At 43.7% G+C, this 25,373-nt stretch carries 13 protein-coding genes; 5 read left to right on the top strand and 8 right to left on the bottom strand.

The window, feature by feature from the left end; genetic code table 11:
- The first annotated feature begins 251 nt into the window (after positions 1-251).
- Both JT718_RS14275 and JT718_RS14280 read left to right on the top strand, forming a co-directional pair.
- Positions 252-4,151, top strand: a complete 3,900-nt coding sequence (locus JT718_RS14275) for a lectin-like domain-containing protein (protein ID WP_205503383.1) — start codon at positions 252-254, stop codon at positions 4,149-4,151.
- Positions 4,152-4,391: 240 nt separating this feature from the next.
- A complete protein-coding gene (locus JT718_RS14280; protein WP_205503384.1) occupies positions 4,392-5,453 on the top strand; it encodes a glycoside hydrolase family 43 protein in 1,062 nt (353 codons plus the stop codon).
- A gap of 412 nt (positions 5,454-5,865) precedes the next feature.
- Here the strand turns inward: JT718_RS14280 and JT718_RS14285 are convergent, their stop codons facing one another.
- Complete coding sequence (locus JT718_RS14285; RefSeq protein ID WP_205503385.1) at positions 5,866-6,879, bottom strand: helix-turn-helix transcriptional regulator; 1,014 nt, start codon at positions 6,877-6,879, stop codon at positions 5,866-5,868.
- 137 nt (positions 6,880-7,016) lie between these two features.
- Here JT718_RS14285 and JT718_RS14290 point away from each other — a divergent pair, with 137 nt between their 5' ends.
- From JT718_RS14290 to JT718_RS14300, 3 genes are all read left to right on the top strand, one after another.
- The gene (locus tag JT718_RS14290; RefSeq protein WP_205503386.1) at positions 7,017-8,360 is read left to right on the top strand and encodes an ATP-dependent DNA helicase; all 1,344 of its coding nucleotides are present in this window, start codon (positions 7,017-7,019) and stop codon (positions 8,358-8,360) included.
- A 258-nt stretch (positions 8,361-8,618) separates the two neighbouring features.
- Entirely contained in the window at positions 8,619-9,665 is a 1,047-nt protein-coding gene (locus JT718_RS14295; protein ID WP_205503387.1) for a reverse transcriptase domain-containing protein, read from the top strand.
- Between the two features lie 5 nt (positions 9,666-9,670).
- The gene (locus JT718_RS14300) at positions 9,671-10,528 is read left to right on the top strand and encodes a hypothetical protein (protein WP_205503388.1); all 858 of its coding nucleotides are present in this window, start codon (positions 9,671-9,673) and stop codon (positions 10,526-10,528) included.
- Positions 10,529-10,579: 51 nt separating this feature from the next.
- Here the strand turns inward: JT718_RS14300 and brxL are convergent, their stop codons facing one another.
- From brxL to JT718_RS14335, 7 genes are all read right to left on the bottom strand, one after another.
- Positions 10,580-12,601, bottom strand: coding sequence for a BREX system Lon protease-like protein BrxL (gene brxL, locus JT718_RS14305; protein ID WP_205503389.1), 2,022 nt, complete (start codon positions 12,599-12,601; stop codon positions 10,580-10,582).
- Positions 12,601-15,141, bottom strand: a complete 2,541-nt coding sequence (gene pglZ / locus JT718_RS14310) for a BREX-1 system phosphatase PglZ type A (protein ID WP_205503390.1) — start codon at positions 15,139-15,141, stop codon at positions 12,601-12,603. Before pglZ ends, brxL begins: the two co-directional genes overlap by 1 nt.
- Positions 15,142-15,144: 3 nt before the next feature.
- Positions 15,145-18,768, bottom strand: a complete 3,624-nt coding sequence (gene pglX, locus JT718_RS14315) for a BREX-1 system adenine-specific DNA-methyltransferase PglX (protein ID WP_205503391.1) — start codon at positions 18,766-18,768, stop codon at positions 15,145-15,147.
- Positions 18,769-18,779: 11 nt separating this feature from the next.
- Entirely contained in the window at positions 18,780-22,322 is a 3,543-nt protein-coding gene (gene brxC, locus JT718_RS14320; RefSeq protein ID WP_205503392.1) for a BREX system P-loop protein BrxC, read from the bottom strand.
- Positions 22,323-22,327: 5 nt separating this feature from the next.
- Positions 22,328-22,915, bottom strand: coding sequence for a BREX protein BrxB domain-containing protein (locus JT718_RS14325; RefSeq protein ID WP_205503393.1), 588 nt, complete (start codon positions 22,913-22,915; stop codon positions 22,328-22,330).
- A complete protein-coding gene (locus tag JT718_RS14330) occupies positions 22,912-23,541 on the bottom strand; it encodes a BrxA family protein (RefSeq protein WP_205503394.1) in 630 nt (209 codons plus the stop codon). The genes JT718_RS14325 and JT718_RS14330 overlap by 4 nt, the downstream gene beginning before the upstream one ends.
- A gap of 437 nt (positions 23,542-23,978) precedes the next feature.
- Entirely contained in the window at positions 23,979-25,373 is a 1,395-nt protein-coding gene (locus JT718_RS14335; protein WP_205503395.1) for a 5-methylcytosine restriction system specificity protein McrC, read from the bottom strand.

Consider the following 25,373-nt stretch of genomic DNA (forward strand, 5'->3'; position numbering starts at 1 on the left):
TTTCAGCTTCATGGATGTTAATTCATGATTAATTAATCCTATATAAAAGACCAATAATCACCATATAACTCTGTTTATAACACAACAATTGCAAAATTAAACGAAACCAAGCTATATAACTTATTCAAACCCCTCTTCTTACCCTGCTACAATAAAAGTGCAATACATCAGGCATGGTTTTGCTATGCCTCTGGTTTTCAATACCCTTATAATCTATCATCTAAACGTATTTCCCTATTTCTCTTTTACCCATGAAACATGTCTACCCCTATCCCTCAGCAAGGTTTAGGAGCGGAAAGTACCTCCTCTTACTCCTCCTGCTTGTACTGCTGCACCAGGCGGCACCCGGCTTAGGCAATGCAACCACCAGAAGCAAACCGGTCACCCGCAACCCTGAAGCATCCGCCAACAAACCCCTTACCAGGTCCTTCCGTTACCTGCCGCCGGTTGACAGTGAGCCTTTCGCCAACAATGTCTACGCCAATACCATTACCCAAACCGTAAGGCAGCCCATCAATCCCTTGAGTGCTTATGACATAAACGGGCAAATCACCAGCTATACCCTCACCAGTGTTCCCCAAGCGGGCACCCTTCACATCGGTACTGATGGACCAACTCTAACGAAAGGAAGCATCTTAACTCCCGCCCAAGCCTCTCAGCTCTATTATACTCCGCCTACTTACTGGTACTGTGTTGCTCTGGTCTTTTGCGGATATAGAGTAACAGAAGGCAGCTACTCCTTCACCTACACCGCCACAGATAACAACGGAAATAACACCAACCCGGCCACTTATACCATACCCGTGGGGACCAGCAACACACCCACCTCGCCGGTAGCTGCTTCCATTGCTACGGCGCCACTACCCAATTCCTCAGCCGCCACTCCAGTACTGAGACTGAGTGCTACGGGAGGTGACATTAATGGATACCGGATAAAAGCCAGCAGCTTGCCTTCTCCTCAGCAGGGGCTTTTATACACAGGTACCACACTGGTCTCAAGCCTTAGCCAAACAGATGGCAACTATACGTTGAGCACAACCCAAGCCAATGATTTGCGGTTTGATCCAGCCCCCACCTTTGCCGGATTGGTCACTTTTCAATATGCAGCCCGTAACGCAGGCAGTTCCACTTACTCAGATCCTGCCACTTACACCATTCCGGTGTACGGCGTACCAAACCTGGCGAGCATCACCCTTGCCCCCAGAGCCAACACCAGCGGCCTCGCTGCCATCACCCCTTTGTCGGCCACAGACGCGGATGGCACCGTCACTTCCTTCACCCTCCTGAGCCTTCCTACCTCCGGCACCTTGTACGTGAACGGCACAGCGGTTACCGCTACAACGTACCCGGCTCTCAACGGGCAATTGACCGGGCTCAGCTTCCTGCCAGCACCAGGCTCCAGCGGCAACGTTACGTTCACCTACACTGCCACCGACAATGAGGGAAACCGGAACAGCAACGGCGCCACCTATACCATACCGGTAACGTTAGATAACAGCGCCGTTTACCCTTCCGGCAATATCTTCTCTGTCCATGCTTTGACAACAGGATTTACCCTGGTGCAGCCCGTAGACAATGACGGGGTAATTGCCAACGCAACAAGGACCGGCGCTGCCCTGCCCGACTTTCTGACCCTGCAAAACAACGGAAGCATTGTAGTGAACGGCAACCCGGCTAGGGTAGGCACCTATGCCACCACCATAACCCTAACAGATGCTTTAGGCGGTATTTCTTCCAACGTACCGGTCAGCATAGAGATCAACGCAGACCTGTACCAAGCCAACAATGACGCGGTTAAAACCGGCGACAACTGCTACGAACTAACCCCTAACCAGCTCTCCAAACGAGGAGAGGTCTGGAAAACCGCTCCCATTGATCTTTCAAAGTCGTTCGAAATTTCGTTCAGCGCTTTCCTGGGCGCCAATGACGCAGGGGCAGACGGGATCGCCTTTGCCCTGCAGCGGCAGTCCGTTAATCCTTTGTTTGCCGCAGGGCAGACCGGCGAAGGCTTAGGGGTGGGCCACGGCCCGGGAACGGGAACGGACCGAACCGGCGGGGTAACCCCCTCGGTAGTGGTAGAATTTGACACGTACCAGAACGTTGGCGAAGGACTAACGCTGGGCAATGAGCCTGAGGCCGACCACATTGCCATCTTCCTGAACGGCGAGGAGCGCACCCCTGTCGCCACGCCGGTAACAATGAGCAGTCCCGCTACGAACACGGAAGACGGTAAACCACACGCCGTGCGGATTGTCTGGGACAAAGACCTGAAAATCCTCTCCGTCTTTTTTGACGGAGTAATACGCACCACGCACACAGCAGACCTGCAGAAAGACGTCTTCGGCGGCGACCCCATGGTGTACTTCGGCTTTACGGCGAGTACCGGAGGAATGTCTAACCAGCAGAGTGTCTGCGAGATCCGGTACACCCTGATGGACCATGACGGCGACGGCATGGCTGATGCCCTGGACCTGGACAGCGACAACGACGGGATCTCTAACCTGGCCGAATCTGGCAATGTAGATCCATTTGCCGACCACGATGCTGACAGTACCCCTAACTACCGCGACGCTGATTTCTGCTCCCTGAACAGCAAAGGCGTTTGCGAAAACCTTGACCAGGACGGCGACGGCTACATCAATGCCCTGGACCTGGATGCTGACAACGACGGTATCCCAGACGCGGTGGAAGCCAATGGAGGCATCCTGCCGGCCAACATGCAGGCCATAGGCCAATACTCCCTGACGTACCTGCACACCAACGACACAAACAGGAACGGCATGGCTGATCTTTGGGAAAGCGCTCCGCTCCGGAATGAAAGCAAAGACAAGGACGGCATCCCCAATGCGCTGGACCTGGATTCGGACGCCGATGGCATTCTGGATGCCCTGGAGGCAAACGGCGGCAAATTCCCCGCTGGCCTTGCCCCAGAGGGCAGGTTTGCGGCAGATTATGTAGCCATGCACGATGCAGATCAGAACGGGATAGTAGACGCCTTGGCTTCTGCCCCACTTCCAAACGGCGACGTTGACCTGGACGGAATACCCAACTTTTTGGATGCAGACAGCGATAATGACGGCATCATTGACTGGCTGGAGGCGCAACCAGAGGGGGCCATGGTGGCTTCTAGCGGTAGAGACGCCAACGGAGACGGCCTGGATGATGCCTTCCAGTGGCCCACCGGAAGCCAGGGCCTCTCCCCCATTGACACCGACCAGGATAGCTCCCCCGACTTTTTGGACCTGGACAGTGATGGCGACCTGGTCTTTGACTACATAGAAGCCTTTGACACCAACAAAGACGGTAAATCTGCCGATGACATTATCCTGCTGGGTGCCGCGTTCACCCAAAAGGCTACCACTACGCCAGCGGCCTCCTACTACCCTGCGCCCGGCAACCTACACGTGAACCCAGACTGGATGGGTTACGCCCCTGATGGTCGCATGAACTTTCTCAGCCCCTCCAGCAGCGCCTTTTACAAAGATTCAGACCAGGATGGGCTGGTAGACCTGGTGGATGAGGACAGTTTCGGTAACGAGCCGACTCCTGCAGAAGTGAACTACTCGTTCCGGTCTGCCTCGGTGGTAACGCCGCTCCCGGTGCAGATGGTGAATTTCTCCGGTAAATCAGGTCCGGAAGGAGTCAAGATAAGCTGGCAGACCGCCTCAGAGCAGGACAATGCCTACTTCCTGGTGGAGCGTAGCACAGATGGCAAGACGTTCGGGCCGGTGGGCCAGGTGCAGGGAGCCGGCCACAGCAATGTTCTCCTCCACTACTCGTTCCTGGATAAACAGGCTGGGGGGAATGCCACGGTGTACTACCGCCTGAAACAGGTAGACCTGGACGGTACGTTTGAGTACAGCAAAGTGATAGCGGTGCAACTAAGCAGAACGGGAACCAGCGCCAGAACCATTAAATTGAAAGCGTACCCCAACCCCACCGCCACCTTCCTGCACCTTGATCTGAGCCCTTTAGCCACCCAGACCGTAAGGGCAACAATCATGAGCATAGACGGCCGAGGCATAAAGCACTATGCATTGGCTGGAGGCGCCGTGCACGCGCTGGATGTAAGCACCCTCCCCTCCGGTATTTACCTGTTGCACGTTCAGGGGGAAGCCGTTAGTCAGACCCTACGGTTCATGAAGGAATAGAAAGGCAGCCTCTTCCATAAAAAAAGGCCCCTCTACAACAGAGGGGCCTTTTTTTATGGAAGCAAGTGTAGGGTAGCTGGTAAGGGCATAGGCTTGCCAGAAACCAGAATGCCGCGAGGGAAAAATTAGCCCTACTTACAACCATTTTTAAATATAAGTGTTATTTTAACGTTTATATTTCAAAACTTGTATTGCCTGGCACTTAACTCAGGTTTCATCGGCTTACACCAAATAGATCTCATGAAGTTCTCCACCTTATTTCTTGCCGTGACGCTAACGGTCAGCGGATTGGCGGGTACCGCGCAATCGTTAAAGAAAAACCAGTTCAACAATCCGTTGGCGTTGCAAAGGGCAGATCCGCACGTCTGGAAAACCCCGGATGGCACCTACTATTTTGTGGCTACTGTACCAGAATATGACCGTATTGAGGTGCGCCGCGCAAAAACCATCAACGGCATTAAGGAGGCCCAACCAGTGGTCGTCTGGCGCAAGCACGACAAAGGGCCCATGGGCAATCACATCTGGGCCCCAGAAATCCATAGGATAGACGGAAAATGGTACATCTATTTTGCCGCAGGGTCAACGGAGGATAAGTGGGCCATCCGCAAATACGCGTTGTCCAATCCGGCGGAAGACCCCACCACGGGCGAATGGAAAGAGGAAGGCCAGATTGTGAGCCAACGGAACGAGTTCACCCTGGACGAAACCACCTTTGAACACCAGGGCCAGCGTTACATGATCTGGGTTGACAGAGCCTCTGACAAGGTAGTGAACACGGGCCTGTACATCGCTAAAATGACCAGCCCCACCACCCTAGCTGAAAAGCAGGTCGTCATCTCGCAGCCTGAACATGCCTGGGAAATTAAAGGCCACCGGGTGAACGAGGCCCCCGCCGTGCTTATTCGCAACGGGAAGGTGTTCGTGACCTTCTCGGCCAGCGCCACGGACGCCAACTACTGCCTGGGCCTGCTCTGGGCCGACGAGAATGCCGACTTGCTGGCCCCTGCCTCCTGGCACAAACTACCGGAACCGGTGTTTTACACCAATGAAGCCCTGAAGCGGTTCGGACCCGGACACAACAGCTTTACCGTAGCCGAAGACGGCAAAACCGATGTCATGCTTTACCACGCCCGCGACTACAAGGAGATCAACGGTGAACCCTTGTACGACCCCAACCGCCACACCCGCGCCAGAGTTTTAAGATGGACCAAAGAGGGAATGCCTGATTTCGGGCAAGAACTGGATGATAACGAAATGGCCTTAAAAAAGGGAAAACGGGCAAAAAAGGCTAAGAAGCGGTAGCTAGAAGTATTATTTCTTTTACGCTAACTCGCTCTGAAAGCTTTGGGGAAGACTTTTCCCAAGCATCTTGCGCTTTACTTCAGAGATCCTGCAGAGTTATTAGAGGAAATTGCAACTTGAAAACCAACTTTACAATGGCCTAAAATCTGGGGAAGCTTACATTATGAGTTTATTGAGGAATCCGTTATAGTGTTTGTTTTTATAGGGGAATCAAAAAGGTCAAGTATGCTTTGTAGACTTAAGCAAGCTATTATTTATATGGGAGTTAAAGCTTATTGGGATTGCTTTGCCAGTATAGGTTTTTATTGTTCCAAGTTTTTAACCACAGTCATTATGAGGAAGACTTCAATCCATTCCAAACTATTCAGATAACATCTATCTGATAGAACTTGTAAGGAGGAGATTTTTAATATCAAAGCAAATACTTTAAGCAAGATAACTTATGTTTTGTTTCTACCTGATCACGTAAGAAAATAGGCTCAAGTACTTGAACAGTGTCTCCAAAAGATAAAAGCATCCTTTCAAGCTCATAGTTTGGAACAACCTTAATAGAAACTTCCAATCCATTTTCATCTTCTTTCAATTGCCTTTGTGATGAATGGAGAGGCTTAGTTTTTATATAAGGAGCTTGATCTGGAGTATATAAAAGCCTTACTTCAACAAGCTCAGCATCCTGTTTTCTGGTTACCCCTATAATATCATCAAAGTATTCCTCCCAATTTATCTCAGTGAAGTGGTAAGATTCCTGTGTTTCAACTATTGAAAGTATCCGGTCTAATGCCAAATTCCAGTAAGGGTTCTTATTCTCCCCATTTAACCCAAAAGCAAACCACCGGCTATTGTATTGTTTAAGATAGTATGGGTGAAAAGTCAATACATAGGGCTCGTCTGCTTTAAAATCTTTATAGGTAATCTTTAACACACGCTGGTTTACAATGGCGTTGAAAATAGGTGTAATATTGGGCAGTCCTTCATAGTCCCAATTCGCTTCAAAAGAAATCACTTCCCTATTTTGGCCAATGAAACCCAACCTGTCCTGAATAGCTGGAACAATTTCATTCACCCACTCAAACTGAGGCATACCCTTAAAACGAGACAGCACCAGTAAAGCCTCTTTTATTGTGTTTGTTTCAGCCTCACTGATTGGCTGTTTGTTAATTGAGAAGCCAGGATCCTCATATCTATAGAGCTTGATCCGTTTATCCAATGGATCTTTTTCCTCCAATATAGGTGCTTGCCATATTTCTCTCATATGCTGCAAGTCTGCATGGAGCTGGCTCTTTACAATACCTTTTTCATAGCCTTCTAATTCCAGTACTCTTGCCACTTCCTTTAAAAGGTCTTTGGCAGAGTACCTCCTTGTCGGATTACTTAGGCACCTATCTAATGCTCTATACCTCAAAAGGGCTTTTTTATTTACTGGCATAAAATCAAAAGGAGAACATGGGTTTACAAGAGCAATTTAAAAAAATAAAGTTTGTTCAGAAACACTGAACAAACCCTCCGTAATCTTGCAATGTAATCGGGACACAAAACAGTTTTTAACCTTAACCCCTATCGCTTATGACCACATTCGCTACACAACTAGGTTTCCAGCCAACTCAGGAGCAAATAACTGCTCTAAACAAAATCAGCAAATTTGTTGATGGTAATTCTACAGATGACTTCTTTGTTTTAAGAGGTTCCGCGGGTACAGGTAAAACCTCAATTGTGAAAGCGATAACAGAGCAGCTACGTTCTAATGGCAAAACAGTTAAAATTGGCGCACCTACTGCCAGAGCGGCTAAGATCATTGGTGCAAAGACTGGCCAACAGTCTAAAACCATGCATAGCCAGATCTACACCCCTGAGACTGTACAAAACGGCGGCGGCGTGCGCCTCATTCGTAAGCAGAATACTAACCCAGAAGAAACCATCTATATAGTAGATGAGGCTTCGATGATCTCAGATACCCTTACAAAGAATGAAAACTTCTTTGTAAAGAAGCCGCTTTTAACTGATTACCTGGATTATGTGAAACAAGGTAACAGCAGAAACAAGGTCCTGCTGATTGGTGACATTTATCAGTTACCTCCGGTTACACCAGGTTCAGACATTGCTTTTTCACCTGCCCTTCACCCAGATTACTTAAGTGGCAAGTTAGGTTTAACAGGCGATATGTTTGCACTGACTCAGGTCATGCGTCAGACCCAAGGTTCTAAAGTCTTAGAGCTTGCCACAGCTATTAGAGATACCATGACTAAAGGAGGAAGTACTGTCAGTAAAACGTTGCCAATGGTTGCAAATGCAACACAGGCTATACATCTTTACCTGAGCCTATATGAGGAAGGGGTTCTTGATAAGACTACAATTATTTGCTGGACTAACAAAGATGTAAATTGGTGGAACAACACCTTAAGACAGCGACTGGGCTATACAGGTAGTATTTCTGCGGGAGACATAGTTACCACACAAGCTAATTGGTTTAGCACTTCTGAGTGGATTTTCAAAGGCGATACTGGTGTCATCAAATTGCTAGACAGCAAAATAGAGACCTATGCGGACCTCCATTTTGTAGACGCAGAGATTGAATTCGGTGGAGAAGCGGGTGGTAAAATGACAATCAAGACAAAGGTTTTGGTTGAATGTCTATCCAGTGAGACAGGCGAATTGTCACTTGACCAGCATAACAAACTCTACCACTATGTGATGAGGGACAACGAACCTTTTAGAAAATCTCAAAAGCCAAGTGATGATCCATATATTGGGGCAATGCGCTTGAAGCATGGTTACGCCACTACCTGTCATAAAGCACAAGGTGGAGAATGGGATAATGTTATTCTGCATCCATACCAGCCCAAAGATCTACGTTGGCTGTATACTGCAGTTACTAGAGCTCGGAATGAGGCTTACTCTTGGGCAGCTTAAATGTTTCAAAGCAAGAGCATGTATGATTAGATGTGTGCTCTTGCTTAAGAATGGTTAATACAATAATTAAACTATATTTGTAAATAAGGCACCTGCGGTAATAGACTTAATTTGCATTGTGGAACGCAATGTGCTCACCAATGTTTCAACATGGTTGTTCATTATTTAGATGTGAGTTGTTTTTTTACTTTTTCTTTTTTTAGATTTTTTTAATCTAATATAAGAGTTGAAAGTCTCCGCAGGTTGCCTTACCTTATTATGGAATTATCTCATAAGCAAACTGAATATATAAAATATTTTGTATCCAATGGAGAGACACTAGAAGACCTTAAGTCTCTTATTAACTATATTATTAAACTACAAAATGATACTTTAGGCACTACTTATAAACCTGTAAGCATAAAGCAATTAACCTTTTATTTTGCTAACCGGGACAAGCAGTATTTCAATTTTGAGATTCCTAAAAAAACAGGTGGCGTTAGAAAAATCACCGCTCCAGATCTGTTCCTAAAGAAGATTCAGCGCCGCATTAATTTTGCTTTGGATCTGCTGTTCAAACCCAAAGCTGCTGCTCACGGGTTTGTAACAGGAAGAAGCATAGTATCAAATGCCAAGGTACACGTAGGCAAAAAGTATGTCTATAATGTAGATCTGAAAGACTTCTTTCCAACTATTCATTTTGGGAGAATAAAAGCGGTGTTGCAACTTCATCCATTTAAGATGAAGCCTAAATTCGCTCAGCTTATTGCTCATATATGCTGCTTTGAAGGAATATTGCCACAGGGAGCACCTACATCTCCTATTATAACAAATATCATTTGTCAGCAATTAGATAAGAACTTAGTTAGCTTTGCTAAGTTCTATAAGTGCTATTATACTCGTTATGCCGATGACCTAACGTTCTCCTCTGATAAGAATTCGTTCAAAGAGAAGTTCTATGAAGATTTAGTATTACATTTAACCAATGCTGGGTTTGCATTAAATGAGAAGAAGACAAGAAAGCAGACAAGAACTCAGCGGCAGGAAGTGACTGGCATAATTGTAAATGAAAAACTAAACCTTCAGCGCAGTTATATTAAGAAGATCCGAGCAATGCTTTATAATTGGGAGAAGGATGGCCTACATGCTTGCCAGAAAAACTTCAATCAATACTATCCTCTTGAAAAAGGATTCTTTAAAAATAAATCTGTACCTCCATTCGAGAATGTAGTAATGGGTAAAATTCTTTTTCTTGGCATGGTTAGAGGGAAGGATGATAAATACTTCTTGGAGTTCTTTTCGAAATATCAAAACTTATCAAAATAGAAAAAATGGAAATCAATTCTTTAGTCAAGTTCTATGAGGATAATTTAGAGAACCTACAGCTTTTAAGGTGTATTAGAAAAAAAGCTGAAGACTTTTACAAAGAGCTAGTCACTCCTAAAATAAAGGAGGACCTGGTTCTGTGCTTTTTTGAAATGGAAAAAGCTGCAGCTCTTAATAATCTTGATAGATTCTTCTTTAATCTCCAAAAACAAATAGAAATATTAATTGATTATGCGATAAAAAACCTCATCACATTAGAAAGAATAAAAATTGATTCAAAAACTAAGAAGATCTTAGACATAGATGGTAATGAAACTTTACTTGCGGATGAGTTCTTTTCAATAAAGTACAAAGTAGAAAGCCATGATGAATCTAAAAAGTTTATAAAAAGTTCAACTGGTGACAACATACTATTTACTTCAATCGAGGCAAGTAAAGAGCTTCCTGAAGGGGCAGTAGAAATTACTTACAGTGAATGGGTGAAAGAAAATAAACTAAACCAATTAACAAAGTATATAGATGAGTTACAATTTCAATCTTTGTCGATTAGCAATAAACTAAATATATTTTTTATTTACTTAATATCAAACGACCCCAACAAGAAAGAATATAACGGTAAATTTGACACTACAATAAGACAGCAAAAACTGTCTTACAAAAGCACTAATTCAATAAATGCTTTCAGGATCCGATATTCACATGGAAACGCTGAGTTAACTGAAAAGCAATTAGAATACATAAAGGAAGTGGAAGAAAACAACAAAAGGAACCTTTATTTTTTCTATATAAATTATTACAAGGTTTTAAATACAATATATACTTCATTCAATAAAAACATGAAAAGCTCGACCCTTTTGATGTAGAAATTAGTTCCAACATTATGAAAAAAGGCAGAGCTCTCACTCTGCCTTTTTTCATATCCTCAAATAAGTAATCTCACAATCCTTACACTTCCTTTTCTCCTGGTACAGATCAGCTGCATTATACTTCCCTTCATACCTGTCGAAAATATCCAGCCCGCGCCCAAGGTTAATCTTCCAGCCATTGTCGGCCATCACACTGCGGTCATGAACATTTCTGAACTCATAGGTTAAATGAATGCCTATGTCTGTCATGTTCTCTTTAAGATCCTCCAGATTGGCAATAGAACTTGCCGTGTTCTCTTCTGTATTCCAGGTAACAACGTGTAGGTCTATTTCTTCATCTGGTTCTTTAATTTGTTCCAGCATGATACAGAACTCTAATAAGTTCTTGAACTGGTAATGATACCTGATATATGGGTCTTGTAGGGTTATTTTAGTAGCCCCTTTCAGGTAGTTACCAAAAAGCTTCTTGTAAGAGACACCCATTTGATTATCTTTAATCAGCACCTGGTGCGGAGATAGCTTTTCTTCAGACTCCTTGATAACAAAACCTTCTGCGCCCTCTTCCTCCTCTTCTTCAGCTTCCTTCTTTTTATTATGGAGCGCTGCATGATAGTTTTGCATTTCAAGCGTTTCTACAGAAACTTCTTTGCCCGTGGCTCTCACCCGGTAGGTAAAATCAACAGGCTCGTTGCGGAACGTTTCGTCTATAATGTATAGCTGATCCTTTACCCGCTTACGGCCTTCAATAGCAAAATCAAGTAGCTCAAGTGCTTCTTCCTGGGTCAACTCTTTGTGCGGGTACAAGAGCTTCACTAAACCAGAGAATGACTTTCTTATAGCCGTTTTATCACGGGTAGATAAAGAACCATGAAGCTCTACATACTGGTCAATAAAGCTGCTGTAATCAGCTTTACGAAGTTCTTTAAGCACCTCAGCTATATAGTCTACAATAAAGCCGTAGCCGATAGAAAAGACTGAGTTCTTGAGTATGCGTACTTCCCAGCCCGGTATGTACATGTGCATCCTGTCCAGGAAGGCACCTTTGATGTAACCTTCAGGTATTGACTCAAATAAGTGGGAGTTTTTCAGCATGTAGGGCACCGTGTGCTTAGTATTCCCTACAAATGCCAAAGAAGCAGTGGCTTGATACGTTTCTTTCCCTCGGTTGAAAGATTGGTTCGCCATGTAGTTCTGCATGATCTTAACTAAGTCACCGTCTACCCTTCTGCTGCCCTGCTCCTGCTCAAATTCATCCAGCGCCACCACATCCCAGTAACCAACAAGGCCTATTTTGTTGCCATTGTTGTTCACAAACAATCTTGCCTTTGACACATCTCCCCCAGATACCAGCACACCATGCGGTGAAAGTTCAGAGAAAATGTGGGATTTACCAGTACCCTTCGGCCCAAGCTCTATAAAATTGTAGTTGTTCTCTACGTGGGTAATTAGGCGGGAAATCTGGATCATTTTACCCCGCTTGTTGAAGAACTCAGGGTTCAGACCAATGCTGTGCATCAATAGGTCCAGCCACTCTTCGGCAGTAAATTCTTTCCTGGCATCTACGTAATCATCAAGCCGCACATTAGATACCTGAATTGGCTTGATGTCTTCAATTACCCAGCGTACCTGTGCATCAGCAGCATGGTTATAACCCATGGTTAAAATACACCATACTCCGCCTCCACTGAGCAGCTTTTGATGCTCTAACACCATTTTATCAGCAATAGGTACGTGGTTTATCCCTAGGTTAGCAAAATCGGCTTCATAAATGTTGGCTCTGTCATTTAGCTGCACATTTACCTTATCAATGATCTTGTAACTGCCTTGCTGACGGATGGTAGACTTTACAATTTCTGACTCACTGCGGTGAACATAATTGTTCTTGATTACCGTCTTTACCTTTTCAATACCCGACTGAATAATCTCTTCATCATTAATAGCACAGTATTGCCCTAGCAGGTACTCCAATACATACGTAGGTACTACGGCATTGCCTTTTACTCGAGCCGTAAGATCTTTACGAACTACCTTGCCTTCAAAATGCTTAAGTATCTTCTCTTGTAGGTCCATTAGAAATCTTGTGCAATTAAGGTGTTGTTGTCTACTGACTCCTCAATAATAGGATTTAAGCGATCTCCTTTATCAAAGACTTTCAACTTCAGGTATGTTTCTTTAGCAGCAGCACTGTGCAGTGTCAGCTCCAATTTGTAGAATCGTTCGGATGGAGAGCCTGAAGTTGAATTTAACAAAAGGCTAGCTTCGTTGCTAACCAGGTCTGAGTTTTTGTAAAGTCCTACTACCAGCTCACGCTCTTTCTCAGTGCGCGATATTTTGTTTTCTTGCAGTATGTTTACCCGCAGCACATTCGACACTACCTTCAGCGGACCTTGTTTTACCAGCACTGGTTTCACCTTCTGTGTTATATCCTGACGCTTTCTGGAGCTCTCAATGATAGGCACAACCAGTTCCTGAAGGCTACCTCCACCATGCACGAACTGGTGTCCCACCCCCTGCTTTTTATACCTGTTTACTGAAGCGGGAATCACTACCGACAAATCATCTGTAAAGCGCGAAGTAGCTGAAAGCGGAAGTTTATAACCTAGCGCTGGCTGACCATCGTCCTTCACAAGCTCATATCTATTATGCGTGGTAATGGCATTTAGACCAGAAGAATGTTCTTTGTCTTTCTCGTCTATCTCCCTATCATTGAACAGGAAGCCATGATCTGCCGTGATGATAACGCGGGATACGTTGTAAGTACCATGCAACTTCTTTACAAAAACCTTTAGCTCTTCAATGGCTTCCTTCACTGCTGCCAGTGTCTTCCGCTCCGATACCTTTTTGTCCCCTATCATATCGATGGCGTCATGATAGATGTACACCAGCTTAGATTTGAACAACTCTCTGTTCTTCTCCTGACTATACTGCTGCAGATCTGCAAACTGTACTACACGTGCCTCATCATCCGTTGCAGTTAATAATTTACCACGGTTATCCAAACCACTAGTGGAAACACCATCTATGCAGATAGCTCCTTCATTGAACTCGTACTTCTTACCTGGCAACAGCTGCGCCATACCTATACTTGTTTTGGAAGGTATAGACGCTAACTGGTAGCGGATGTCGGCACTGTTTTTAGCATCTCCGTGTAGCTCCGACAGCAACTCTTCTGCAGCCTCATAGCGTAGCGCATCCGAGATGATAACAGCTACTTTCTGATCGTAAGGCTCAATTTCGTTTTTGTAGAAGTCGTATTGCTTCGGGAAACCTAGTTGCTTGTAATCGAACTGGTAGGCGTTTAAGCATTTCAGCCACTCCCGATTCGATTTCTCCAGGAACTCTTCATAGCGCTTGTTTACCAGCTGCACCAGTTCTTCGAGCTTGATGTGTGGCGGTACTTCGGTGTCATCCATGCTGCGGTAAGCGCAAAGGGCTTTGCGGTATTCCTGGTCTACCTTGAACCACTCCGAAACATAGGCACGGGTATAGTCTTCGGGCTTGTCCAGAATATAAGTAGGTATAGCATTCACCAGCTTTACCATTTCAGCTGCATGGATGATAAAGGTCAGGCTGCTGTTGAGCGATGGTGTAGTGGGCTCTCCTACACTTATCTTCTCCAGTCCCTGAATAACTGATTGTGGATTAATATCCAGGCTCGTAACCTGCTCGGCTATCAGCTGCCATTTCATTTGCAAGGTATAGTAGGCGAAGTCGGCTTTGCTGCCGTATACCTCCATCAGCTTCAGCTCCTGAATAGCGCCTGCATTGGCTTCTATCGCTTCCTGTAACTGTTCCCCTAAACCATCTTTGCGGTTGGCCTCTTCCTGTAGTTGGTTCATTCTGGCTAGCACCTGCCGCTTTTTAACCTTTAGCGACTTATAAGGATCCTCTGTAGCAGGGTCAGTTATGTACTGCATTAGGGAATTATATTTTAGCACCTTTAGCAGCTCTGCCAGCTTCTCTGAACTGAACTCACTTATCTCCTGATCAAAGTGTTGCTTTACCTGTTTGTTTAGCCACTCTAGCAGGTTGTTATCCCGTACCTTCCGACCAACGCGCTTCAACTCTTCTTCCTGACCAGGCCGCAGCAGCGAAAACAGTTTTGCCAGCAGCACAGGCCAGCACTCTGGTGACTTAAACTTTAGGAAGGCAGAAAAAAGCGCCTGTACCAGTACCGACTCATCCAGAGTTTCAGGCTTAAGGATTGGAGCGCATACTTCCTGTACCAAACTATACTTAAGCTCGCGCATGTAGCGCTTTATAAGTGGCTGGTGATGGCGCTGCAGACGGTGCTCTTCCATAAAGGCAGCCTCATCGTCCAGCAACAGCTCTTTGTTCGCCAGCAGCAGGTCCAGTAAAGGGAATTGCTTGTAGTCTTCGTAATTTTTGGGGCTTTGCATAGGCAGGTATAGGAATACCTTATCCTGCTTCCACTCCCCATGCAGCATGGTCTTCAGATAGAAGTAGTTGTGTTCAAACTGAATCACACGAATGTTATCCAGCTCCAAAGCTTCTACTTCGTCTTTGAAATCCTGATCCCTATCAAAAAAGAACAACACCCGTAAGTGCGGGTGTGTCCTGTAATACTTCTCAATTTTCTCTTGCAGCATTGTTTACTTAATAGGTGCTACCACGCCTTTAAACAGTTCGTAATTGGCTGTAACGCCATTGTCGAGGTCAAATTCTATCTGCTGGTCTGCCTTGTCTTTCAGTAGCAGGTCGTACTGCTCACACTCATACAGGTCCTTGCGCAGCTTGTCCAACTGGCGCGCCTCTACCCTGCCAAGTGCAGCACCTTGCCCCTCTAAGGCAGCTATCTGCTGTGCCAGGTACTGCATGTGCGGCAGCAGGTATTTATCCCGAATCTTGGTCACGGTGAAACGGTTCATGCGGTGCATGTAAACAAGAACTTGGAATGCGCCTGTTGACGAAGTAAAAAGCCAATAAATTGGTTTCTTATTATAAGTTCTTAGATGATCCTTCCAGAAATCCCGCACTAGGTACTGCTCCAAATCCTGATCCAGGCCTTCCTGCAGAAAGTTCAGGTTCTGTGTTAAAGTCTCTTCCCCCCAAACATACTCGATAAATTGTACTGTACGCTGCAAGGCATCATCGGTGAAGCGGCATGACTTGCCCATTAGCGGCACAATGGCATCTTCATCTATAGAGAAAATTACCTCTTTTGTTCCCCCATGCAGGGGTAAAGAGATTGTGTATGGAGCTGTTTCTTCAGATTCAGGATCTGGATGTGCAATTTGTAGACCTAGTTTATCTAAGCGATAACGGCCCATAAAACAACCTACAGTATAGGATAAAAGCTGCTTAATAACTATTGATTTCTGAACTAGTAACTCAATACTTTTTTGATAATCAATACTAAATTCTGGATCCAAGCTGCTTAATCTAGACAAATCAAGTTCATCGAGGTAAATAGTTATGTCACTTGGCTTAACATCATAAGACAACTCTCCTTCTAACTCGTAGAAATTTATAAAAGCATTATTAAGATCTTGTTCAAATTTATGAAGATTAGAAACGTCAGACGCTATCTTTGAAACAAACAAGTTATATGCATTTTGTAATGAAGAGGCACTTTTAGCTATAAGTGGATTAATCTGAAAGTTCCATGAATATTCTCTATTGTCCCAATCCTGCTTTGCAATTGAAATACATTCTTCTACAATTGGATTTACTTCTTGAAGAATTTCTTTAGTGATTTCTTTAACAGGAAACGCTGAGACTTGTCCAACCTCATAATTAATTGTTGGGGAAATGCTGTCAACAAATAATTTCTTCAATGCCGAGTTCATCAACCCACATAAAAAGATTAGTCGGTTATGATCACCAGTAAAAACAGAACATCCTGCAACATCGAATATGAACCCTTCAGGGAAATATCGAAATGCTAATCCCCTTGTAGTAACCTTTGTCCATGAAATAGATTCTTTAAAATAAAAGTCTACATTTTGTGGTCTAGATCTTTGCTTTCCTTTATCATCCACACAGGCTTTTATTTCCATACCATCTTTTTCCCAGTTCACTAGATAGTAATGATTGCCATACCACTTACGATACTCACCACCACTGTTGTAGGGAAACCATTTGGCTTGTGGAGTTAGGATTGATGTTTTTCTAAAATTTACTTCTTGCCAATCTCTTCTAAATCTAGCATTATCGGATGTGGCTAATCCTTGTTTGATTGAGGCAACTTGATTTAAAGGAGCATGTATCTCAAAACAGTTTATAGTTGATTCTTCTATCCAGAAAGAAATCGGACTGTCAGGAACCTTGAAAAAATCACTCTGTAATTTTCTGTAGAATTCTTCTTTTTTACTCTTATCGATAAAGACTAAATTTTTATCAGCTGACTGAGGAGCATCATTAAGGTTATAATAAATGCCCATGCGATTATTGCACTTCGCTTTTTGGATGATAAAGCTACAGCATTGAGCAACCTTAGAATTTAATTCAGGAAAACTGTTATATCCAATCTGAATTAGACTTTGAACATAGTTATCAATTAGTACTTGCTCCCTAACTTTCTTAAAAGATGAAAGAAACATCCAAGACTGTATGGTGATCATTCCTATCAAGCCATTGCCAATTGAAAAGTGTTCACATGATTTGATGAATACTGTCATCAAATCAGACTTGGCACTAGCATATTTTTTATCCACATATGCCTTCAATTTTCCATTCATACTACCTTGCCCCATGTAGGGCGGATTTGCAGCCACTGCTTCATACTTCGTCGTCAGCAGCTCCAACACATGGATGAACGGGCGGATCTTCGGCAGCACAGCCTCTTCCGAGAACTCTCTGAAAGACTTCTGCTCTAGCTCATAAAAGCGCTTTACAATAAACTCCCGCTCCTGTGGCTTCAGCGAGAACTGCATGATAGAGCCAAGGTTCTGCGCATCCTGCATCAGCGTCAGCGCCTTTGTCAGCGCCTCCTCATAAGCTATATCTTCTGCACCTAAAAAGTCCAATACTTCCTGTCTGCTGAACTGCGAAGGCTCAGGCATAGCATACACGCGCGGTAAATTACCGCTCTTCAGAATGTCTTTATACTTAGAAGCAGCCTTGAGCAGAATAGCAAAGCGTGACAGCTGCGCCGCACGTTTGTCAATGTCCAGACCAAACAAGTTATTTTTCAGAATACTTTCTACTGCCTCTTCTGGCTGGTAGTATTCCTCCTCGTACATCGCGTAGAGAAGGTCAAAGCCTTCTACCAATATGTGACCTGATCCCGCCGCTGGGTCTAGCAGCTTCAGCTCCTCAATGTTATTGATGATAGGATCACCGTATTGCTGGTCAGGCGCTTCCACCAGGTAGCGCATGTCTTGTTTCAGTGGACTTTCGGGTCTATAGTCTAGCCATTGTTTACCCACCGTATTCTGCACCATGTACTTCACAATCCAGTTCGGCGTGAAGATCTGGGTCGCTGCAGGTATATCAGCAGCTTCGGCTTTCTTGTTCTTCTTAAAGCCAGCAAACACCTCGTCCTTCTTCTCAGAGATATAGAACTGGTATAACCAGCCAATTAGCTCTACCTGCTTATAGTCTTCCTCGGTAATAGCATCGGTGGTATTGAGCAGGTGTACAAAACCACTCTCAGACAGGATGTCGTCTGGCAGCAGCAGCTCCGTATAATCGTCTATGCCGCCAAACACATTGTTCAGCAGAGTATGACTGTGGCAGTAGCCGATCAGCAGTATACCAAAAGCCTCCGTGTCTCGCTCGTAGTCCAGCAGCACTTGCTTTAGGCGTTCCTGTTCTGCCTTGTTCAGGAAATCATACTGCCCCCTACGTGCGCGCTGCAAAAGCAAAGGCAACAGGTCAGCCCCCTCTGCATACTCCAGCTGCGGCAGGTCATACCTGTTCTGCGCCAGAATACGAATAGCCATTAGGCGGTTAAACCAGGTATAAGCTGCCTCTTCTGCCACTTCTTTCACTCCCTTGCGGGCAATGGCAGCGCGAAGGGCTTTCCACTTGGCAGGTACCGTGGCATCATCATAGGGGTTTCCTCGGAACATGTAACCACCTGGCACAATCATGGGCTCTTCTACTACAGCCCCTTTTTTGTCAAAGCCCCAGTACTGTACCTTGCGCTCCACACCAACCATCAGCATATTTCTCGCCTTCTGGGCGAAGATCTTGAGCTTAGCCGTATTCATGCCTGTACGGTTGGAGGCTGCTGTATTTATATCTTGTTCTAAAGAATAATCTAATTCCATGATTAATGCTTTTATTTAATGATGATAGTTTTGTTTTGCTTCAGAAGCTCCAGCATTTCTTCTCTGGCCCGCCGTAAGTAATCATCCAGTTCTTCTTCTGTAGCAATAATAGATTTCACATTAGTTATATAGTATTCATAAGACTCACCCACTTTTGGTGCACTACCTCCGGTACCTCCAGAAGCTGCTGCAGCCGCTGCTGCCTTTGCAGCATAGTCTATAATTTTTTTCAGCTCTCCCGATCTGAAATTAGAAAGGTTTGCCTTCTTCAGTTGAAGCTCTGTAATGGAGGTTTGATTTTTGATTCCTTTACAAATAGTGTCTTCATCTGCGTATACCTGCGCTTCGGTTACGTTTCTGTTTGCAGCTTCCTTACCTAATTCTATAAAAGCCTGCTGGTATTGAGCAATTACATCGTTTTTAAGCGCTTCTAAATACTCCTTCAGCTCGCCCTTTAGCTCATCATAAGCTTTGCGCACATGCCTGAACTCAAACCTCGGATCCTCCATTTTCAGGAAGTCGCCCATCTTATCGGCTTTCTCCTGAGCAGATGGTGAAAGTGCTCTGAAGTTTTGCTGGTTTTCAGAATAGAACTTCTTAATGGTGTCGTAATCCGCTCTGGTTCTGTTGGCAAATTCGCGCAGCCCTTTGGCTTTATCCATCAGTTCCTTCACAGCCTGCTGCTCATCCGTAAGCACCTGCAACAGTTGTTTCGGGTCGCGTTTGGTTGTCCACTCCTGCAACTTTTTCCTCAGTTGATGAAAGGCTTCACCAAAAGGATACTTTCCATGAAAATCATCTTCAAACGCAATGTACTGGCTACTGATGTTATTGAGTTTCTTCTGAATGGTATCAAACAACTCACTGCCATCTGATGTGGCCTGTAAATCTTCATTAAAAATCTCGCGGAAAGCAAAGATAGCATTGTCAATGGTCAGCTGGTCTATCTCCTCCCCTGCCTTCACAATACATACTGGGCGCTCAGGCGTAGAAAGTGCCTTATTAATGAACTCCACAATACCATAACGCGGCTGGTTGCGATATTCAAACTCACGCTTCTTCTTTTTGGCCAGGTGCACTAACACATCCAAAATCGCTTCTGCACGCCATCCAAATGGTGCCTTTTCAAAATGACTGATAATATCACTCACCGCCAGTTGATCGCCATGGTGTGTAATAAAGTCATTCACTAGCTGCTCCGCTGGAGAAAGGTCTGGAAATACCTGCTGCAAACTGGCTGCAGAAGTTCGCAGCTCCATCGCATTTTTGGCATATGAACCCGAAAGCTTATGGTGTTTGTATACCCGCTCCAGGTGCTTATCTACCATGTTCTTGAAGCGGTCGTGCGGCACAGAGCCATTCACTTCATTTGCTTCCAGCACATGTTGCCCCGAAATGAAACGTGTAATGTAGTAGTTAGCTTCCAGTTTGGCGGCTAGCTTCTTCTTCAACTCATCATTCCGTGACCTGAACTTATCCAGCGTATTGGTTCGCTCACCTGTGGCAGCTTCGGAATTATCTTTAAAATACTTACGTGTTTTACAATACCACTCAAAATCATTCTTAAACTGTGCATCAGTATGGTACCACTCGTTCACGCAGATACACATGTCGTTACCGCTGTTGTTGAGCGCACGCTGGTTTACATCTGTGGTATCGGTGAACACAACTTTCAGCTTAAAGTCACCTGAGCGGAAGAACTCTTTATCATCTACAGCATAGGCTATTTTAAAATCGTTCTGCCCAAAGGTATGCTTAGGTGAGATTTTAGTCAGCTTTCGGAAGAACTCATCAAACTCTGTCAGCTTATCATCAAAACCTACTTTGAGGTTCTTGATCATCATCTGCACATCAATCTCGTCTTCGTTAAAGAAGTAATAGCTGCCTTTCTCTTCCCGGACAATGCTTTCCTCTACTAGCTTCTCCAGCACTTCTTTGATCTTGTTCTGTAACTGAAGCTTATTTTGGTCCACATCTGTCATCATCAACACCGTTAGGTTATCAATGTTAGATGGGAAAGTAAGCAACGTAGGCTGTGGTAGGTTAGAGATCATGAAGAGCGTCTTCACTACTCGTTCTGCAAAAGGATTATTCTTAACATAGGTCAGGTTCAAACCATTGTCAATCGCCTTACGCCCCCTGTGTGTTAAGTTAGTGAGGAACTGCTGGTTAAAGAAGGCGTCAAAAGGTATAAAGTGGCCTATCTCCAGGTCAGCTTTCTGTTTGGCCGTGAAGTGGGTGATACCCAGTACCGAACGCTCATTATCCTTTACCTCTTTGATTACAAACTTAAGCGTTTGGAAGGCTTCAAATACATTGGCGATCAGTCGGAACTGGTATGGCACAAACGGGTAAGCCAGAATAAATTCACCTTCCCGCTGATAACCCTTGTACAGGTCATGGCGCATCTTGAACTGGTTCTCTATGGCTTCCTTTTTTTCACGGTACATCTTACCCAACACCTCAATACCTGTAGAGTTCTTGTCCAATACCCTCTTCTGCGTTATGTAAGAAGCATCATTACTTTCCAAAGAAATACGGGTATCAAAGCGGCCCAGGATCTTACCAAATTCATCCTGCACATCACCGCTACCATTCGCGCCAACAGATACCTCGTCCAGCGTTTGCTGCGCCGTACAGGTTATCCATACCTGGTTATTACAATCCTCGCTTACACGTTCAATAATGTTTTGGAAGTTCAGCAGAATTTCCTTGTTAGCCCCAATGTACTGTGACACCTCATCTACCAAGAAGATCAAGCGATACTCCTTGTCTTTCACAGCCAGATACTCTTTCAGCTCAGGTATAAGCGAAGAGTTAATGCTGATCTTGAATGTTTCAGGGTTAGTTAATTTAGTATGCAGTGCTACAGTATCCATTTCAGGCACCAAGCGCTTGGCAATCTCCAGCACGTTATCCAGCTCATAAGAAGCCACGTCAGCCGCATCCGATTCCCAGTCATGCCCTAACTCATCAGATACCAGCTGCTTAAACTCTCTGAACTTGCCTTTTTTATCCAGATATTTCTCAAAAAGTACAGCAAGTGGAATATCATTTGGGTTGTAGCCCCTGAACTTGTTAAACATGTTCAGGAAGATACGGGTCAGGCGTTCACCGCTATCATCATCCGTCTCGTCCTCCACGTTAAACATGATGTTATCGCAAAGCGTCTTCTCAATACGCTTGCGCATCAAGGCTATATTACTAGGCGTAATATCTTCATTCTTGCCCGCCTTGGTGGTGTCATAACCCTCCACAGCTTTCATGAAGTGCTCGAAAGCATCCTCAGAAGTTTTGGGATTCAGACAGTAATGGATATACTTTATAAAGTGCGATTTACCAGAGCCATAGTATCCGTTTACCCAGATACCTGTTTTTCCCTTCTTCTTATTAAGTACGGTATCCAGAAGCAGGTATGCTTTTTCGATAAGTTCATCAGTGAAGATGTATTCCTTTATCTCAGCCTTAACTGTATCGGCATTCTTGTTACTTACTACTACGGCAGGGTTAATGTCCCTGTCAATAGGTTTATCGTAGATTTCCCTGATCTTCATGTATACTAGTTCAGTAATTTGATGGCTCTGTATAAGTTTTCGTCGTTAAGTAATTTAAAGAGGCTATAATGTTCCTTAGCCTCACCAGGGTAAAACATAATGATCTTATACCCTGAGATATATTTTTCAAAATTATTCAGAAACTTACTGGCACGCAGGTAAGGAAAAATGGCTCCGAAGCCATGCACAAACACATAGCCTACCTCATAGTCACCAGACTTGCTAAAATGCTCCTGAATCTTGGTGTGCAGGTCAAAGAAGAACTTGTCGCTGTTCGCATCCCGCTTTAGTGACTCCTCTACCTTATCTGGCTTGATAGTTTCCTGATCCAGGAAGAACTCAAACTTGGTCTTTTTACCAAAGTTATTGGCCTTTAAAAAGTTAAGAAACTCCTGAAAGATGTCAAGCACCATTACATTCAGGTAGCTATTCGGCCTATAAAGCCTGTCGCGTATGTTTTGAATTTCCTCATGTAATTGGTACTCCTGCTCCGGATCATACATGTACATGTAGGCCGGGAAGAATAGATTTCCTGTGGTAGGATCCTGAAAATTTTTATCTGCTAACTGTTCGTACAGTTCTGTAATCGTCATAAATAAGTCTCTCTTTCAATCTTAGGCAAGAAACAAGCTTCTAGAAACCATGGGGCTCCGGCAGCTACAAAGTACTCCCAGAAAGAGGAGTCAATATGTTCAGGCTGTTTCAATCGTGTTCTGCCCAGCAGTCCCGCTTCACGCAGCATGCGCAGGTAATTTGTGAGAAGTTTAGTTCGTGTAGCCTCAGTCCACTGTGCCACCTCATCATTCTGTGATGAAATTTCATCCAACCGCATCTGTAAATCAAACCGCTCTATGTTAAAATCCAGTGACCGCCACTTTTTAAGCACCACTTCAAAATGAAGGTCAAAAGCCAAAGGATAAGTCTTGAGGACAAGGTAGAGTAGAGCTAACCTCTGTTCTTTCTCTTGCCTATCTTCAAAGAAGCTCCAAAAAAAGGGTTCTATCACCCTTACTCTTTTTTTCAATTCAGTTACCACACGGATACGAGCAGCCTCTGTTTTTATTTTAAGGAGATTGTTTCCTTTAGACTCCTGGTCTAATAAGATAATGTGGTTTTCTTGAAGAAGCAAAGGTAACACAGCCTTCACCTCTGCATATAGTAATGCCCCAGCTGTAAAAGCAGCCGATAGTTTTAAGCCATTACTTTGTGAATCAATCAATTGTAGAAATTATAAAAATTTAGGTAGTCTATATATCACTTGCAAATAGACTTCATTAGCAAAAATAGCATAGTCATAGGTTAGATGCTATTGATACTTATCTCTTATTACCAACCAATTTTCTTTATTCTGTATATCCAAAGCATATTTGGATGGAGGGTAAGTACTTATGATTTTAACTTAGAGGCTGATTAGAGGCTGAATCTGCAAATGCCTAAGCGCAATGTGACAAGAAGATGTGGCTCTACCCAAAAGTGACGGAGCGAAATGATACTTACTGGGCAAGTAAGTGGGCTGAGTGGGTAAAAAACGAATGGGCGCGCCCCACAGATAAAAAGAAATAATAAACTACGGATTTAACAAAAATAAGAAACAATTAGTCTAAATAGAATCATACTCCCTTTTGATTATGTAACAAGCTTAAAATCAGTACTAAATCAACCTAGGGCACTTTGAAGCCGTTCTATTAATGCCTCTTCTTCTTGAATTAATTTAGATATGCTAATTCCTTCAGTAACATGCACACCATCAACAACGAACTTTGTCTCATTTCTTACAGTGTTACCATATAAATATTTAGAATGCGTTCTAGAAGTATCAATTAATTTTGATAATGGATAAAGCAACCCTCCCAACACTACATCTGCACCATAGAAATGAATGTAAGTATGAATTTGATAGAAGTCACTTCTATCTAGGTCATCTTTTATCATGCGCATAGTCTTAAATTTTGCATCAAATACAGCTACTTTGCCGCTTATCTTATGTCTCATTACAATATCAGGAAACATCCTTCGCCTGTAGAACATATCTTGATATAGTAACAACTCCTCTTGAGAATTCACATACCAATCATTAAAACTCTTGCTAAGCAATCTCTCAATATATAGTTCAAACAGCTGAGAGATATCAAATAGAAATCCATGTGTTTCTAAGCTACTCTGCTTTTCACTAGCATCTAGTTCAAGTTGCAACAAGATAATTTCTGCATACTCTATTACCTTTTTAAAAGCAAAATATATAGGATTCTGTAAAGCTCTGTGATTTTTAGCTTTCAAGATAGTTTCATAGCTCACATACCTGCCAGAGTAATTTTGCTTAAGCAACTGGGTAATACTTAGCAGTTTTTTTTGAATGTCTTTACCAAACTTATTTTCAAGTTTTTTGCAAGTAAGATAAAGAACATCAACTATTTCCTGTATATAAACTTGCTCCCGGTAAGTACTAGTTATAGTTCCTTTGAATGGTATATTAGTTTTAATATACGTATTGATGTCTACCTTTCCCCTTACCTTATGGCTCTGTTGGGAGATAGTTTGGTATTCATTAGGTAGCCCAAGAACCGAAGCTTTTTCTAATGATTGTATAAATAGGTATGCGATTATGAATTCAAATTCATTAATTCTTAGATTTTTTAAGGAAGGAGCTTTTTGATTATCAATAAAAATATCATTTACAAAATTCAACATTCTGCGAAGAAAGTCGTTTCCGTACTTTGTGGTGATATTAAATTTACAGCCTTTATGGTAAACTACACCAGCATATAACCCAGTTTGAACATAATATTGCATTTCCCCATTTGAGTTTTCCTTTGAATAAAGTCTTAAGACAAGTCGTTCTTCTTCTTGCCTAAATTTCTGATCTCTAAATCCAAATAATTTAAGTTTATTGAGGCTACTGTTGTGGGTAGTTAATTCAAATATAGATGAAAACAATTTATCTCTCTGTGCCTCAAACTTCTTTCCTTTGATTAAAAGTGCTTTCTGTAAGTCCATCTCACTTAATGGAGCCTCGTTATAAAAGTTATTGTTGACTGGGATAGTTAATTCCAT

This window comes from Rufibacter psychrotolerans, assembly GCF_016924645.1.
GTDB lineage: Bacteria > Bacteroidota > Bacteroidia > Cytophagales > Hymenobacteraceae > Nibribacter > Nibribacter psychrotolerans.